We start from the raw sequence: 15,821 nt of genomic DNA, 5'->3' as shown, positions 1-15,821 counted from the left end.
GGGCTTGTTCAAGATAAACGGCGGCCCAATTGCACAGGGACACCGTTTGTGAATAAAAAAAACCGCCTAGGATGAATCAGGGATGTTAGGCGGAGGTTAATAGACAACCTTTTGTGATGATGAAACTTTCAAATTAATTATCGATGGGCGTATTTTTCAATCAGACCATCTAAATAAGGTTGGATACCTTCATCTGTCCAATCAATGTATCCACGAACAAAGCCGACTAGGTTTCCTTTGCCGTCTAAAATAAAGCTAGCAGGCAGTAAATCTGCAGGCATGATGTAATCAACATTCTTGTCAGGATCAATCCAAGTCGCGTAATTATCAAAACCATGTTGTTCGAAAAAGGGTTTTATATCATCTGGATTTTCATCAATAGAAATTGGCACAAGTGCAAAGTCTTTATCTTGATTTCGCTCTTTAATTGCCTGCATCGCTGGGATTTCTTTGATACACGGTGCACACCAAGTTGCCCATAAGTTCACCATGACTAGCTTGCCGTGGTGTTGTGCTAGGTTGACCTTGTTTTGTTGCTGATCGCTAAAGTCAATGTCTTGAATTTTGCGCGCATTTCGCAGCTCAACAAAACGCGACATCACCATAGGTTTCTCTATTTGTTCACCCGTTTCATAGACTTTCACATCCACAGGCTTTGCAGCAGCATTAAAAGTAACGCAGCCAGTTAAAAGCAGTAACGTGATTGGCATTAATTTATTCATATTCATTCTCGTTTAAATGGAGTTTAATTGGCGTTTGGGGTTGTTTAATAATCCAAGCGATACCACCGATTATTGTGAAAAAAAACAACCCAATTGGGATGAGCCATAAAGCTAACGTGCCTGAGTGCAGGCTAGGTTGATAGCGGATTCGTTCGCCGAAACGGGCTACCATAAAATCAATGATTTCTTGTTTGGATTGACCCTGATCGAGTTTTTGAAATATGTGCCCTTTAAGCTCGTTTGCTATTTGGGTTTCCGAATCAAATAAACTGCGATTATCAGATGCTGGGCAGCGCAGTTCTTGGGCAATTTCAAAACCAAGTTGACGTTTTTCATCAGCAGAATAATTTCGGTGGGATAATGCCTCAGAAGCCGTGACATTTTGCACGCTAAATATCAATAACACGGTTAATATGGCCACTGAAATAGGGCTGAACATGCGGTGGAGCATTCGATAGAATGGGGTCATGAGGTTGCCTCCTCTAGTCGAGATGTTTTCTGATCATTAGTGCGACATGGTGAGTGTTTTGATGCAGTGCTGTCACGGCAAGCTATGACAACCCATACGCCTGCTAACATCATCAAGATTGCGCCAATCCATAACCAATTCACCATAGGTTTGTAACTGATACGCACTAAATACTCTGTGTCGTTGAGCTGGTTGCCCATTGAGACATATAAATCTTTACCTAAGGTTGAATAGACTCCTGCTGCAGACATCTGCATGCCGTTAGTTTTAAAGGTTTGACGTTGCGGGTAGGCATAACCTACCGTCGTTTCTTCCTCATCCATAATACGAATGTTGGCTTGTAGCGCATCGTAACTGTTGGTTGAAACTTGCTGGGTGTTTTCAAATACGAAGGTATAACCTGCTAGTGTTCGCCCTTGATTAGGGCCCATGCTCAACACTTCTTCTTGCTCAAGGTTTGATACAACAGAGCCTGCAAAAATAGCCACTGCGACGCCAAGATGAGCGACACACATAGCATAAAATCGACGAGTCTGTGTTATTGAACTGGTATGAAGTTGATGCTGGATCATGGCAATGATCAATGTGAGCACTAACCAAGTCACAGACATTAAACCGATGAAGAACCAAGCATTTGCTTGTTCAAATGAGTTGTTGATGATTGCTGCTAATACGATTGAGATACCTAGCAAAAACGCAGGCACTTTCAGATTCTTAGCGCTATCTTGTTGCCAACGCAGTAGAGGGGCTAGCCCCATTAATAAGCTGAGTAGTACCAGGATAGGGACAAAAATACTGTTGAAATAAGGAGCGCCTACAGAGATGGTGACGCCAGTAATAACTCGGTAAATAATCGGATAGTAACTACCTAGTAGTACCGATAAAGCTGCAATAACCAGTAACAAGTTGCCGATTAATATCAAGCTATTGCGTGAAATTAAGGCAAACTTATCGGTAGATTGTATATATTGAGCCCGAGTGGCAAAAAGTGCTAAGGCGCTACCAGAAAACAGTACCAACAATAGCAGTATTGACATACCACGAGTTGGATCCGCAGCAAATGCATGAACGGATTGCACCACACCTGAGCGTACGATAAAAGTGCCCAGTAAGCTTAATGAGAATGCTAAAATAGCCAGAAACAAGGTGAGCTTTTTACATTGTCCGAAGCGTCCAGTCATCACCACTGAGTGGACTAATGCAGTGGCAACTAGCCAAGGAATAAAAGAGGCATTTTCAACCGGGTCCCAAAACCACCAACCACCCCAGCCTAGTTCGTTATATGCCCACCAAGAACCAAACGCATTACCCCCTGTTAAGAAAACCCACGCCAAAATAGCCCAAGGACGTAAATAGCGCACATGCTGTTGTGTGAACTGTTTTCCCATGAGTGCAGCAACTGCCGCAGCGAAGCACACCGTGAGACCAACGTAACCTAGAAATAATAACGGTGGATGAATAATTAAGCCAATGTTTTGCAAGATAGGGTTGAGGTCTCGACCTTCGATAGGGAAGTTGGGTAATAACCTAACAAATGGGTTTGAGGTGAAAATGATGAATAAGCTAAAGCCACAGATAACAGCTGCTAGCACTGAAATTGTTCGGATAAAGAAAGCATGATCAGCTTCATTGTTATGAGTATTGGCAATAATAACCGTCCATAACGCGATAGCACTCACCCAAAATAACATTGAGCCTTCGTGGCTGCCCCAAATAGCAGCGACTTTATAGAAAGTCGCTAACTGAGTATTAGAGTGATCAGCGACATAGGCTACTGAAAAATCATTGCTAATAAAGCTAATAGCTAAACAAATAATCGCACCTAAAAAAGCACTAATCATCATATTACTGATAGGGCGATAATAGCTAATTAAATAAGCATTACGCTTATATAAACCTACCATAGGAATAACGGCTAATAATAATGATAACGCAGCGGCTATTATTAACAGTAAATGTCCAATCTCTGGGATCATATTATTACCTATATATTGTGTGGAGGGGTTGATAATTAATATCAAATAAATCTATTTTGTTAATGAGAAAGTTATATCAATATTAATTAGACGTTTTGTTGTCTTTAAACGACTTGTTTCTAGCGACTTATATCATCAATTAAATAAGAAGCAACTGAAGGTTATCTATGTTGAGGATATTTTTCTGTGAGGTTGATCTTAATAATTTTGCTAATTTTAATATTGAGATATTTTTATTTTGTAAAAAACATATTTATGATTTTTCATAGATAAAAAATGGCATTTTTATATAAAAAATAAAAATAAAAATACAATTATATTGTTGTTTTTATTGGTTAATATTGTTTTTAGGTTTTGTTAGGTCTGAGGCGTTTTATGATGTGATCTAGATCAACAAATCATTGGTTTTTATCTTTAAACTTAGTCTTGCTCAAATTAATTATATCGCTAGCTGAACTGCCAGGTTCGACTGCAACATATAAAATAATGATGATTAGGAGTGGGACAATGAAACAGGCTAAATACAAGATAGCAGCACTAAGTGTGCTAGTTTGTCTTGGCATTGTTGGCAATGCAACAGCTGCTGGTGGCAAGTATAATAGTTTGCCAGAAATGGGTAAGACAGCACAGAAAGTTATTTCAAATCCAAATGGAGATGAAGAATCAAAAGGCGTTAAAACGCTACAAGATTATATTGTTCAAGAAAAAGAACTTTTTGATTATTTATTCCAGAACCATCCAGTATTTAAATACCATGAAGAAGGTAACTTAGTGGGTGATTACCACATTAGTGATCGTGGTGAAGAGTATTTAGATACAGGTAATAGCCCTAAATATAGCAAACGTGTGGGTCGTCCAAGCGCTGTTCAATATCGTTTAGGTGCTAAATCAATTCTTGATTATCCAAACAAGTTTGTTGGACCTGAAAAATGTGGTGAATGTCATGCTGTTCAATACGAAGCATGGAATCGTTCTCGTCACTCTAAAACAATTCGTTTCCCTGGTGAACATCCAGAAGTGGATAACGATTTGAACAAGACCATGTACAACACCAAAGATACCTCTATTTTGGCTGATGGTATTACGCCTGACATGATCTACGCAACTGTGGGTACACCACGTACTAAATACGGCTTCATTGATGCATGGTTAGTCCGTGGTACTTACCATATTCGTGACGGCTTATTGAGAGATGGCAGCGGTAAAATGGTCGCTGGTGGTAACCAATTCTCACGTGGTTGGGCTGAATGGTTAACGCCTGAAATGGCTGCCAAAATTAACGCAGTTATCCCAGAATTTCCTGAAACTAACGATGGTAAAGCATTTGGTCCAAGTGGTTCTCACCAAGTGGGCATGAGCTCATACGGTGCGAAGTATGAAAAAGAAATGTTGTTCCAACCTGCAAGCTCTTACTGTGAAGTGTGTCATAGCTTCAAGTTCGACTTCGAAACTAAAGATGAATACTTAGCTGCTTTAGGTGACCCTAAAAAACTACAAGAACATACCATTTCTAAAGGTATTGCTTGTGAAGAATGTCACGGAGCAGGTGGTCATCTCGATGGTGGTAATGGCGGCGGAATGCCTTCGAATTGTGAACGTTGTCACCAACGTTTTAACTTCGTTGATGAGCTAGCTGATACTGAAGAAGGCCAAGATAAACTTGAGTATGCTTTTGGTGTGAAAATGAAGTCTGCATGTCCATCATGTGGTACTGAAGGTTCGCAAATGTTCGCTTCTATGCATTATGAAAAAGGCATGCGTTGTGCGACCTGTCATGATCCACATGAAGTTACAAGCAACGATTGGAAGTCTGGTTATACCAAACCGAAAATGAAGAAAGAGTGTTCTGACTGTCACGCAGCGCAAGCTGAAATCGCAGCAAACACTAAGACTCATAGCGACCAAAGCTGTACAAGTTGTCACATGCCTAACATGGGCAGTTGTGAAAACTTCACCGCAATGCAGTTCCCTGATCAAGCTGGTTTCGACGCGGTTCGTAAGTCGCACATGTGGAAGATTGAAATCGACCCAACTCAGAAGACATTGAACCCACCAGAAGGCAAACCTCGTGAATCTACTGTGAAAGGTTGGACTGTTGCGAAGAATGCTAATGGTAATAACTACTTAGATTTAATGTGGTCTTGTGCTCGTACTGCTATCTCTGATGATAATGTCGTTAATGGTAAAGGTTGTCACAGTCAGTTCCAATCAGAACTTGATCCAAGCCTACACTACGAAGATCAACAAGAGATCTACGGCGAAGTGATGAAGTTCCAAACGCCTATCAAAGAAACTTACGCTCAAGTTGTCGGCGCTCTTGACACTATCGACCAATTATTAGAAGTGACTAAGTTATCTGTTGAAGATAAATCACAAGTTCTTCTATTGGCTGATAAAGCACAAGATGCAGTGACGCTGCTTGAAAAAGATGGTTCTTGGGGTGTCCATGGTGCGCGTTATACCCATAAACGTATTGATGCAGCACTCACTTACGTGACTCAAGCTCAAGCCATTATTAATGGTAAAAAAATGTAAAACCCTAATGGCTACTCACGTATGTGAGTAGCCATTTTTTAATAACTCGGCGTCAGCCGATGCCGAGATATTTTGAGAGAAAACCATGAAAAAACTACTTAGCAAGATTTTGATTTCAGTATGGTTGTTCGTCGCAGTGCAAGCACAAGTGTTTGCTGGTGCGGGTGGGGATCTCATTCCAATTCCTATTAATGACATTCAGCTTAATCCGATTTCAATGCGTGAAGCTGAGTCGTTAGTGGGCAATGAAGATGTTTATTTTTTTGATGTAAACACATTGGAGTTATGGGCTGAAGGGTTTATCCCTGGTGCGGTGTACTTCAACGTTAAGAACTGGAAAAAGTTACTTCCAAAAAATAAGGATGCGGTGATGGTGTTCTACTGTGCTAACACTTTATGTACTTCAAGTGCGATGGCTGCACGAGAAACAGTAAAACTAGGTTACACAGGGGTTAGACATATGGCCGATGGAATTTACGGCTGGCGATTGTCAGGAAGAGTAACAGAATTACCTTAACCATTTTATTACCTATTTAAGACCTGATGATGTGTTGTCGCTGGGTCAATCTATTTTCCAAGAGAGAGTGCCAAATGAAATTATTAAAGAAAAGTACCTTAGCCATTGCAACGTGTATGACATTGGTTTTATCAGCAGGCAGTTTTGCTGCTCAAAACGTAGAAAGCGATGTTGAAAAACAGTCTTACAGCATGGGCGCTTCTATTGGTCATTACCTATCAAGCCAAATTTATAACCAAACGGAGCTTGGCGCTCAAATTAATGTTCAATTGGTGATTGATGGTGTGATTGATGCGCTTAAGAATGAACAAAAAATGTCTGATGAAGATGTGCTGACTTACTTAAACGATCGAAGTGAACTACTTAATTTATTGAGTAGCCAAAAAATGCAACAAATTGCCCTTGAAAGTAAAAAAGCCAGTGATGCTTTCTTAGTTGAAAACAAAGCGAAAGATGGCGTTAAGGTGACGGGTTCTGGCTTGCAGTATGAAGTGATAAAAATGGGTGAAGGCAGAAAACCTAACCCTGAAGATGTGGTCACTGTGAAGTACAAAGGCACATTAGTTGATGGGACTGTATTTGATGAAACGACAGATCCAGTTCGTTTTGCATTACTGACAGCCATTGCTGGTTGGGAAGAAGGTTTACGCTTGATGCCTGAAGGCTCAACCTTTCGTTTTGCCATTCCATCTGAGCTAGCGTATGGCAAAGACGGTGCTGGTGATATTCCTGGTGATACCGCATTAATTTTTGAAGTGGAATTAGTTAAGTCTGAAGCACCGAGTGAAAACGCAAAAGGTATGGGCCTAACAGGTATGGGCATGAACGGCATGATGGGCTCTCACTAAGCTTTTACTAACAACAAGTTGTCATTGAAATTTTGGTGATAACTCATTAATTAAATTCAAGAAAGAAGAGACACTTATGAATATTCTGGTCTTAGGTATAGCAGTATGTCTGAGTATATTTATCGGACTCTTCTGGTTTCATCACAGTGTATATAACCGTAATTTGAGCAGCACTGTGATGAAACAAGCCAATAAAGTGGCTGACGGTAACAATGGCGAGCATTGCCTTAAATATGATGAATTTAAGCTTGCTGGTTCTTATCAAAGTCCATTATGGATGTCAGTCGCTGTATTGATTTTTTCGTTATCTATATATGCTAGTGGAGGACATTTCCAAGGTTGGGATAAAGGTCAGGCAGATGAATCGGTGGATTACTTGATTGCAGCCAGTATTACTAAAGGGCGAGATCAAGTTCAGCAACAACCACAAAATGAATTAGCGCTTATTTCGTTAGCACAATCATATGCAGAAGGCGGTTTATATGCTGACTCTGTGACGACGCTAGATCAGTTAATTGAGCTAGTGGGTGCTGATGCTGAGTTATTAGGCATAAAAGCGACATCAATGTATTACCGAGATAGTCGTCAGTTTTTACCTGAGACCAAAATGGTCATTGATACAGCGTTGAGTTTTCAACGTGATGAGCTTAATACCAGATTGCTACTCGCAACAGATGCTTACCTTAAGGGTGAATATGTTGACGCGATAGATCACTGGCGCATCTTACTATCCAATCAAACTCAATCTTTTAATAGACAATCTATTAATAACGCAATTATGAAAGCCGAATTTAAATTAGATGAATTGAGTCGATGATTCGTCATTTGAATTTGCAGCGAACCAATAAATACCAGTCAGCGATAGCTGCACTAGGGAGGATGTTGTGAGTGAAAATATAGAAAGACGGAGGTTTCTAAAAGGTATTGGAGCTGCTTCTTTAATTCTGGGCCCTATGGGCTGTACTTCAGTTAAAGATGACAACGAAGATGCTAACAAACCTCATTACGTTATGGTGTTTGATCAAAATAAATGTGTCGGTTGTGGTGAGTGTAAAGAGGCATGTAATGTCGCAAATAACTTACCTGACGGCAAATCAAGAATGTTGATGGAACATCAATCTGGCGGTGTTGAAGGGCAAGCATGTCCACATTGTGGCAAAGAAGAGTGTAACTGCGAACGTAAGTTTGTTCGTGTTTCTTGTCAGCAATGTAAAAACGCGCCATGTGTCAGTGTATGTCCTACAGGTGCGGCACATAAAGATCCTAAAACAGGGATCGTCACCATGGACGCAAGTAAATGTGCAGGTTGTAAATACTGTATTGGCGCCTGCCCATACAATGCACGTTTTATTAATGAAGAAACTGATGTGGCTGATAATTGCGATTTCTGTTTAAACAGCAAATTATCAAAAGGTGAGTTACCAGCTTGTGTACAACAGTGTAAATATGATGCGTTGATCTTTGGTGATGCTAACGATCCAACCTCATACGTTAATAAATTATTAGCGGTGAAAGACTCTGTGCGTATGAAGCCTCAATTTGGTACTGAACCAAGCCTTCGTTACATTCCAGTTGTTAAGTTGGGGGTATAAGATGGACGGTTCAATGGAGTTTACCATGGGGCTATCTGAAGGGGTTGCATGGCCTTGGCCAATTGCTGTTTACCTTTTCTTAGCCGGTATTTCAGGCGGTTCTTTAGTGGTTGCTTTAGCAATTCGCTTTTTTAAAGGCCAAACTGAAACTACCCCACTGTATAAAGCTGCCAGCTTAATCTCGTTTGTGACGATTGCACTGGGTATGTTATGTCTGGTTTTAGACTTAACCAACCCATTGTTCTTCTGGCGTATCTTGGTGTTCTACAACTTCACATCTGTGATGTCAGTAGGGGTTATCGCTTTATGTGTGTACATCCCACTTACGGCAGTGTTGTGTCTTTATGCCTTTGAAGATGAAATCAAATCGATTCCAGCATTAAGCTTCTTGCTACCTATTATTAATATGCTTAAACCAGTTCGCAAACCTTGTGAAGTGACAGCATTAATTTTAGCGGCATCTGTATGTGCTTATACCGGTTTCTTGATTTCAGCGTTAATCCGCTTCCCACTGATTAATACTGCAGTTTTACCAGCGCTATTTATAGCGTCAGGTGTCTCAGCAGGTGCGGCTGCATCAAAAATGTTGTCGGTATTCTTGTTCAAAGAAGACATGCACAGCAGTGAACTTAAAATCCTTCATGGGGCTGAATGGCCAATCATGATTGCTGAAATTTTGTTTATCTGCATGATCGCAATGTCGCTTGCAACGGGTAATGCTGGTGCGCAATCAGCTTTTGAAGCATTTACAGCTGGTGTATGGGCAAATCTATTCTGGATTGGTGTTGTAGGTGTTGGGTTCTTAGGGCCTATCTTGCTTAACTTCGCCACAGGTAAAACCTTTAGCCATTCAGCTAAAGCATTTTACTTATCAGGATTTTGTGCCATTAGCGGCATGATGTGTTTACGCATGTTTATCCTGTATGCAGGACAAACATACGCAATTTAACGTTTGCCAGAATCACCCTCAAGCCACATGACTTCCCTTAGTTATTTTTGAGGGTGATTCTTTTTAATATGAATGATTTACCCAGTGTTTCAGTTGGAAATTGATATGAAAAAAATACTATCTTTATTATTGGTGCCATTTTTATTTGCTTGTACTCCCGAAAACATAGTGGCTGAAGTTGACCGTCATGCTCACCAAATTCATGAGCATGATCGCTGTCATATGTGCGGCATGATAATCACCAAATATCCTGGGCCTAAAGGCCAATTAAAGCTGAATAATGTCGCTAATGCCCCATCATTTTGCTCAACACGAGACATGTTCAGCTTTTTGTTACAGCCAGAAAATACCCGTCAGGTGAACCAAGTTTGGGTGCATGATATGGCCAAAACAGACTGGGATAATCCCAAAGATGAATTCTTTATTGACGGTAAAACAGCGACATATGTTTATGGCACCAGTCGACAAGCGGTGATGGGCCCAGCTGTAGCCTCATTTAGTACTGAACAAGCAGCGCAAGATTTTGCCCGTGAGTTTGGTGGGGCTGTATTGAAGTTTGACGACATTACCATTGAATTATTAGGCGAGAATATGAGCCATCATTAAGCCTATAAAAACAAAGGTGCTAGCTTGGTAAAGTATTAATGTTTTTAATTTATTAAAAGTCATTAGCTAAGCAAATTCAGATAATTGGTTAGATGAAAGTGAGAAACTCCATGGGTAAATTTGTATTGATTTGGTGGTGGATTATTGGTGTATTTACTGCACCTATTACGCTTGCTGATTCAATGGAAATAAATGTTAATCCACTAGTCAAATCTGTTTTATTGCAAGAGATTATTGACGACGCGAGTGCTCATGACCGCATTGCTTTGAGTAATCAAACCTATCTTGGTAATGCGATTATTAATAAGCCCCTCACATTAATCGGTCATCCCAGGTCAATTATTGATGCTCAAGGTCAAGGTAGCGCCATCACGATTGCCAGTAATGACGTCAATATTAAGCAATTAAACATTCTCAATTGGGGAGACGATCAATATGAACTGAATGCAGGCATATTGATTAATGATGGCATGACAAACATTGTGATCGCTGACAATGTACTCACTGGCGATGGCTTTGGCATTCGCGCCGATAATAGCCATCATATTGAAATTTCTCACAACCTGATTAGCGGCGATGCTGAACGCTTTGTATTGGATAGAGGCGATGGTATTTATCTAAAACGTGTGGATCATGCTGTTATCAATGGCAATGTAATTAAAGATGTAAGAGATGGCGTGTATCTAGAATCAGGTAAACACAGTTTAGTCACCAATAATCAATTTTCTAAGCAGCAATACGGTATTCATTACATGTATACCGAAGATGACGAAGCCTTTAATAATGCAGCCACAAAAGTCGATGGTGGTTACGCATTAATGAACTCTAAGCGGATTAATCTACATCATAATCAAGTTAATGGTGCTGCGATATTTGGTGTGTTGCTAAACATGACCAATGACTCAGACGTTCAAGCCAATCATGTGAATAATATCGTTAATGCAAACCCTAAAATGCCAACGGGCGATGAAGGTAAAAGCATGTTCATTTATGGCGCCCGTGATAACCGTGTTTATAACAATGAATTTGCTAATAGCGAAATTGGTATTTATATGGCGATGGGCGGCGAAGGCAATCAAATATATCGTAACCAGTTTATTAATAATCAAGCTCATGTGAAGTATGTCGGCGATACGATTGTTGAATGGAGTCATAAAGAACAAGGGAATTATTGGAGCGGTTTTATCGGTTGGGATCGAACAGGTGATGGGTTTAGCGAGCAAGCTTATCAGCCAAGCGATCATTTAGATCGTTTGTATTGGCTTTATCCTGAAGCGCATTTTTTATTGAAAAGTCCTGTGGCTTCTTTGCTGCGCTGGACTCAGCAGCAATTTCAAATTATGCCGGAAGCAGGTGTGATGGATAGTTTTCCAATGATGAGTCCGACTGCAAATTCCAATATTGGTTATGCCGCTGAACTAGCAGATTATTCATATGTAAATTCAAACATAGTTTCAACAACTCAGCCTTCTGAGCATTCGTTAAATAAGTAGGTTTTTATGCCAAGAAATTCAGTTATTCAGGTTCAGAACCTCATTAAACAGTACGGTGAATTTACTGCCGTAGGCAATATCAGTTTACAGGTACATGCGGGGGAAACGTTAGCATTGCTGGGGCATAATGGTGCAGGTAAATCTAGCCTGATAAAAATGCTGTTAGGCATAGTAAAACCCACATCGGGCCAAATTACCATGATGGGTAAAACGGTGACTCATGAGAAAGATCGCCGTCAGATCAATCTAGGTTACCTACCTGAAAATATCAGTTTATATGAAAAGCTCACCGGCAAAGAGGTGTTGAATTATTTTGCCGCGTTAAAGCGGATTGATAAATCAAAAGTTCTACAAGTACTCGAAGAGTTTGGCCTTGAGCATGCGCAAGATAATCCGGTTAAAAGCTATTCAAAAGGCATGAAGCAGCGTCTAGGTTTTGCCCAAGCAATATTGTCATCTCCTGATATTTTATTACTTGATGAACCTACAGTTGGACTTGATCCACAGGCCTCACTGTTTATGTATCAAAAGATTGATGAACTCAAACGCCAAGGTTGCGCCATTGTAGTGTGTACCCATGAGTTGGCAGTTGTTGAAGATAATATTGATCGTGCTTTTATTATGGCTAACGGCATGGAATTAGCCTCTGGCTGTGTAGAGACGTTGCGCCAATTAACAGACTTAAAAGTGTTGTTTAAAGGAGAGGAAATTAATCAAGCGATAGCAGAGGATGAGTTTTTAAATACATTGGCTGTGAATAATCAATTATTGATTCATCAGGTAGATAAGCCAAGAGTCATGCAGTATCTCACGCAGCATTGTGGCGTTTATAACTTCTCTATTGAAGAACCTGGTTTAAGTGATATTTATCATCACTGCATGAATAACCGTCAGCAAAACGTTGCTTGAGGAATTATGATGTTTACACCTATTTTAACCATCGCCAGTAAAGAAATTAAAGACAACTTTCGTAATCGTTGGGTTGTGTTTATCGGTCTGATATTAACTAGTTTATCCTTAATAATTTCATTTTCAGGTTCAGTTGTCACGGGTGAGTTAGCTGTTCCAGAGCTGCCAATGTTAATGGCCAGTCTAAGTTCCATTGGAGTATTTATTTTACCATTAACGGCTATTTTGTTGAGTTATGACAGTTTTATTGGTGAAGAAGAGTCTGGTACCTTGCTGTTGCTATTGTCATACCCTTTAAGCCGCAGTCAGATATTATTAGGTAAGTTTGTTGGCCATATCACTGTGCTAGCTTGCACTATTGTATTTTCTTTTGGATTAACAGCTGCACTTATTCATGTGTTTACTGGCACTGAATTGTCATTATTGTTGCCGTTGTTCTGTCATTTAGTGTTTAGCAGTATTTTACTGAGTATGTGCTTTGTATTAGTGGGTTATGTGGTGAGTTTGCAGGTGGCTGAAAAAGCTAAAGCCATTGCTATTTTATTGTTTATTTGGGTAGCGGTTGTATTGGTTTACGACCTTATTTTACTCACACTTATGGTAGCGGAAACTGTGGAGCTTTCTAGTCAACTTTTACAGGTAATGATATTGCTTAATCCAAGTGACATTTTCCGCGCTCTGATGTTAGTTGCTGCCCCTCAACAGGATACTAGCAGTAGTTTATCGTCGTTAGTTCAATTTCCTCTGTCTAACTTGTATATCGCATTAACAATATGGGTTGGGGTAATGATGTTGATTTCACAAAGTTTATTTCATCGGAAAATATTTTAACTGCAATGCTTAATTTTAGAGAATGAAATGGTTATTCATTCACAATGTTAATAGCAGTAATTAACAAAAATATATTTTGAGGTATATCTATATAAGTGTTTGTATTATCTGATTTTAAAATATTTTAAGACTGAGTCGGTAATCACATATTTTTGATAAGATATGAATTATGATTCATGTGATTTCAATTGACTCAATAGTAAAACTTTAGGTGCAGGCAGTGCTAAAAATTACTTCATATTTAACACTCGATACTTCAGCCAAGCAGCTGATTAATCATCTTAATGATGAGAAAACCAGTCTGACTTTTTCTGAAAATGCAGTATTAATTAAATTATTAGATAATAGCGAAGAAATCTGGACAAAAGAGCACCTATTGGCGGAAGGATGGCCTGATAGGGTGGTTGCGCCTACTTCATTAACGCAGTGTATTAGTACATTACGCCGTAAATTAGAACCTTTCTCTGAGATTCATTTAAAAGCTGTCGCAAGACGTGGCTACCAGCTTCATATTGATGAACGCAGCCATGTGAAAATGGTTTCTTTAACTGACTCCGGTACGATTAGAGCTGCTTTTTTAGATGTCAGTGTGATGGTGAAAATTGCTGGTGCGTTATTTGTTATTGGATTAATCATTCTTGCTTGGTATCAATGTGAGTACCATAAAGTCCTTAAAAATACCGCATTTTGGAGCAGTGACAAGCAAGTTGAGATTAATATTGGTGGCTTAGAAGAAAGCGCAACTTTATTATACAAAAACGATACTGATCAACTGCATAAATCTAAGTGGCAGAAACATATTGCGCCTGAAAGTAACTTTGTCCAAGGATTAAAGGGCTTTAGTGCTTTTGCATTGACCAATGGCAACAATTATTCATTTGCTGCTTGTCCTGGTTATTCATTAGATGATTGTGATGGTGTTGGGATTATCAATATCAATGCGCTATCTCCAGAGCCTGCTGGCTTGAATATGCGTGAATTTGTACCGTTAACTAAAAAAATGGAAGAACGTATTCGATTTAATCGAGTGCTGATCCCAAAAGATAGCATTGGCAATATTATCGAGCATCATTACCATGCTGACGTGTATTTTCCCGCAGCAGGTGAGAAGCTTATCCGTGGTGATTTTAGTCTCTCACTTGTCTATGACGGTGAAAAGAGTGGCCAAATCTATACCACGATCTGCATCACTGACGAAGATTGCAGTACGACGCCAATTAAATGGAAAACCCGTGGTACGTTTAATCAATATGAACAAACCATTGGCGATTATGAGGTTGACGTTTTCTATAGCAAAATAGCTCAAAAAGAGTTTATAAAGCCAGACTTCGTTACCCCGTCGGCAATGCGCTTTTACCGTGAAATTCGTCGAATGGATATTCAAGAAACCGAATTGATTTTCTTTAGAGTGCATTCCACTGAGAATACCGCTGTATGGATATTCCCTTTTATGGATGGACTTGTAGCTTGGTCTAAATATGAGAAAGTACAATTCTAGCCATTAGTTTAGCGTACTGAATAATTGAGTTTTAGTGCGAAGAAATAATGGGGGTAAACAAAAAGCCGACTAAAATAGTCGGCTTTTTAATGGGTAAATCAATTAGGCTTATTTGATAAATGCGAAGGCATCACCATAAAGGTGAGCTTCATCAACGCCCATTTCACGAAAGACTTCACGGGCGGCGCCGACCATATCGAAACGGCCAGCAATATAAATGTCGTAACCCACTAAGCTGATATGATCTTGGTTAATTTGCTCAAGCAAGTTGGCTTGTTTACCATTCCAGTTAGCTGTCGCTTCTTCAACAACGGGAATAAACTCTAACCATTCATGGTTTGCATGCCATTGGCGGGCAATTTCTTGGTAGTACATTGCTTGCTCGTTACGACAACCCCAGTAAAACTGTGTTTTTATTGTATGGCCGCTAGCAATTTGCTGCTCAATAATACTCTTAATGTATGAAAACCCCGTGCCGCCAGCAATCATGATGCGAGGGCGTTGGCTGTCTTGACGTAAAAAAGCCTCACCAGCAGGGGCTTCAATATCAATAAACTCGTTGTTTTTTAGGCGCTCAACCACTTGCATTGGGTAGCTTTCAGAAACAGCAGCGCCGATATGCAGCTCAAGCAGTTCTGCATTTGGTGCAGATGCTATTGAGAAAGGACGTTTGTCTTTTTCTCCCATAACGATGGATAAGTATTGCCCTGCTTTGAAGTCAAAAGGGACTTCTGGTTTAAGTATGACCTGAAAAACAGCATCATTAAATGGGGTGATCTTTTCAATTTTACAGCGAATGGTGTTCATCTAACATCCTTGGTAGCCCTTTCTTTGAAGGGTGTTTTTATTTTATTTGTAGGGTAGAGGGTTAACTCT

General features: G+C 39.8%; 15 protein-coding genes. 11 read left to right on the top strand and 4 right to left on the bottom strand.

The window, feature by feature from the left end:
* Positions 1–137: 137 nt before the first annotated feature.
* From AB4160_RS04300 to AB4160_RS04290, 3 genes are read right to left on the bottom strand one after another with little or no spacing between them, the layout of a single operon-like run.
* Complete coding sequence (locus AB4160_RS04300; protein WP_102436891.1) at positions 138–722, bottom strand: TlpA disulfide reductase family protein; 585 nt, start codon at positions 720–722, stop codon at positions 138–140.
* A complete protein-coding gene (locus AB4160_RS04295) occupies positions 715–1,191 on the bottom strand; it encodes a cytochrome c-type biogenesis protein CcmH (RefSeq protein WP_241903470.1) in 477 nt (158 codons plus the stop codon). The genes AB4160_RS04300 and AB4160_RS04295 overlap by 8 nt, the downstream gene beginning before the upstream one ends.
* Complete coding sequence (locus AB4160_RS04290; protein ID WP_303502690.1) at positions 1,188–3,167, bottom strand: heme lyase CcmF/NrfE family subunit; 1,980 nt, start codon at positions 3,165–3,167, stop codon at positions 1,188–1,190. Before AB4160_RS04290 ends, AB4160_RS04295 begins: the two co-directional genes overlap by 4 nt.
* A 507-nt stretch (positions 3,168–3,674) precedes the next feature.
* Here AB4160_RS04290 and AB4160_RS04285 point away from each other — a divergent pair.
* From AB4160_RS04285 to AB4160_RS04235, 11 genes are all read left to right on the top strand, one after another.
* Positions 3,675–5,702 carry a cytochrome C gene (locus AB4160_RS04285; RefSeq protein ID WP_303460435.1) on the top strand — a complete coding sequence of 676 codons (2,028 nt, stop codon included), beginning with the start codon at positions 3,675–3,677 and terminating at the stop codon, positions 5,700–5,702.
* Positions 5,703–5,787: 85 nt separating this feature from the next.
* Positions 5,788–6,219, top strand: a complete 432-nt coding sequence (locus tag AB4160_RS04280; protein ID WP_372003691.1) for a rhodanese-like domain-containing protein — start codon at positions 5,788–5,790, stop codon at positions 6,217–6,219.
* Between the two features lie 74 nt (positions 6,220–6,293).
* Positions 6,294–7,067 carry an FKBP-type peptidyl-prolyl cis-trans isomerase gene (locus AB4160_RS04275; RefSeq protein WP_372003689.1) on the top strand — a complete coding sequence of 258 codons (774 nt, stop codon included), beginning with the start codon at positions 6,294–6,296 and terminating at the stop codon, positions 7,065–7,067.
* A 178-nt stretch (positions 7,068–7,245) separates the two neighbouring features.
* Positions 7,246–7,884: a nitrite reductase gene (locus AB4160_RS04270; RefSeq protein WP_372003687.1), complete on the top strand. Its 639-nt coding sequence runs from the start codon at positions 7,246–7,248 to the stop codon at positions 7,882–7,884.
* A gap of 67 nt (positions 7,885–7,951) precedes the next feature.
* Positions 7,952–8,659: a 4Fe-4S dicluster domain-containing protein gene (locus AB4160_RS04265; RefSeq protein WP_102475886.1), complete on the top strand. Its 708-nt coding sequence runs from the start codon at positions 7,952–7,954 to the stop codon at positions 8,657–8,659.
* A 1-nt stretch (position 8,660) separates the two neighbouring features.
* Entirely contained in the window at positions 8,661–9,608 is a 948-nt protein-coding gene (gene nrfD / locus AB4160_RS04260; RefSeq protein WP_303502688.1) for an NrfD/PsrC family molybdoenzyme membrane anchor subunit, read from the top strand.
* A 105-nt stretch (positions 9,609–9,713) separates the two neighbouring features.
* Positions 9,714–10,214 carry a nitrous oxide reductase accessory protein NosL gene (locus AB4160_RS04255; protein WP_303502687.1) on the top strand — a complete coding sequence of 167 codons (501 nt, stop codon included), beginning with the start codon at positions 9,714–9,716 and terminating at the stop codon, positions 10,212–10,214.
* 110 nt (positions 10,215–10,324) lie between these two features.
* On the top strand, positions 10,325–11,707 hold the full coding sequence (gene nosD, locus AB4160_RS04250; protein ID WP_102440248.1) for a nitrous oxide reductase family maturation protein NosD: 1,383 nt from the start codon (positions 10,325–10,327) through the stop codon (positions 11,705–11,707).
* A 6-nt stretch (positions 11,708–11,713) separates the two neighbouring features.
* A complete protein-coding gene (locus tag AB4160_RS04245) occupies positions 11,714–12,616 on the top strand; it encodes an ABC transporter ATP-binding protein (RefSeq protein ID WP_102440249.1) in 903 nt (300 codons plus the stop codon).
* Between the two features lie 6 nt (positions 12,617–12,622).
* Complete coding sequence (locus AB4160_RS04240) at positions 12,623–13,447, top strand: ABC transporter permease (protein WP_102440250.1); 825 nt, start codon at positions 12,623–12,625, stop codon at positions 13,445–13,447.
* A gap of 220 nt (positions 13,448–13,667) precedes the next feature.
* Positions 13,668–14,945, top strand: a complete 1,278-nt coding sequence (locus tag AB4160_RS04235; RefSeq protein WP_372003684.1) for a transcriptional regulator — start codon at positions 13,668–13,670, stop codon at positions 14,943–14,945.
* A gap of 108 nt (positions 14,946–15,053) precedes the next feature.
* Here the strand turns inward: AB4160_RS04235 and fre are convergent, their stop codons facing one another.
* A complete protein-coding gene (gene fre / locus AB4160_RS04230; RefSeq protein WP_372003683.1) occupies positions 15,054–15,752 on the bottom strand; it encodes an NAD(P)H-flavin reductase in 699 nt (232 codons plus the stop codon).
* Between the last annotated feature and the right edge of the window lie 69 nt (positions 15,753–15,821).

The sequence above is a fragment of the Shewanella sp. 10N.286.51.B8 genome, from assembly GCF_041469325.1.
Lineage (GTDB): Bacteria > Pseudomonadota > Gammaproteobacteria > Enterobacterales > Shewanellaceae > Shewanella.
Note: the sequence above shows the minus strand (reverse complement) of the source record. Positions and strands in the feature narration are given on the sequence as shown.

Bases quoted from the DNA above. Each gene is read 5' to 3' on its own strand.
- fre (WP_372003683.1), bottom strand. From the start codon at position 15,752: ATGAACACCATTCGCTGTAAAATTGAAAAGATCACCCCATTTAATGAT.
- AB4160_RS04295 (WP_241903470.1), bottom strand. From the start codon at position 1,191: ATGACCCCATTCTATCGAATGCTCCACCGCATGTTCAGCCCTATTTCA.
- AB4160_RS04270 (WP_372003687.1), top strand. From the start codon at position 7,246: ATGAAACAAGCCAATAAAGTGGCTGACGGTAACAATGGCGAGCATTGC.
- AB4160_RS04245 (WP_102440249.1), top strand. From the start codon at position 11,714: ATGCCAAGAAATTCAGTTATTCAGGTTCAGAACCTCATTAAACAGTAC.
- AB4160_RS04280 (WP_372003691.1), top strand. From the start codon at position 5,788: ATGAAAAAACTACTTAGCAAGATTTTGATTTCAGTATGGTTGTTCGTC.
- AB4160_RS04285 (WP_303460435.1), top strand. From the start codon at position 3,675: ATGAAACAGGCTAAATACAAGATAGCAGCACTAAGTGTGCTAGTTTGT.
- AB4160_RS04255 (WP_303502687.1), top strand. From the start codon at position 9,714: ATGAAAAAAATACTATCTTTATTATTGGTGCCATTTTTATTTGCTTGT.
- AB4160_RS04300 (WP_102436891.1), bottom strand. From the start codon at position 722: ATGAATAAATTAATGCCAATCACGTTACTGCTTTTAACTGGCTGCGTT.
- AB4160_RS04290 (WP_303502690.1), bottom strand. From the start codon at position 3,167: ATGATCCCAGAGATTGGACATTTACTGTTAATAATAGCCGCTGCGTTA.
- AB4160_RS04240 (WP_102440250.1), top strand. From the start codon at position 12,623: ATGATGTTTACACCTATTTTAACCATCGCCAGTAAAGAAATTAAAGAC.
- nosD (WP_102440248.1), top strand. From the start codon at position 10,325: ATGGGTAAATTTGTATTGATTTGGTGGTGGATTATTGGTGTATTTACT.
- AB4160_RS04275 (WP_372003689.1), top strand. From the start codon at position 6,294: ATGAAATTATTAAAGAAAAGTACCTTAGCCATTGCAACGTGTATGACA.
- nrfD (WP_303502688.1), top strand. From the start codon at position 8,661: ATGGACGGTTCAATGGAGTTTACCATGGGGCTATCTGAAGGGGTTGCA.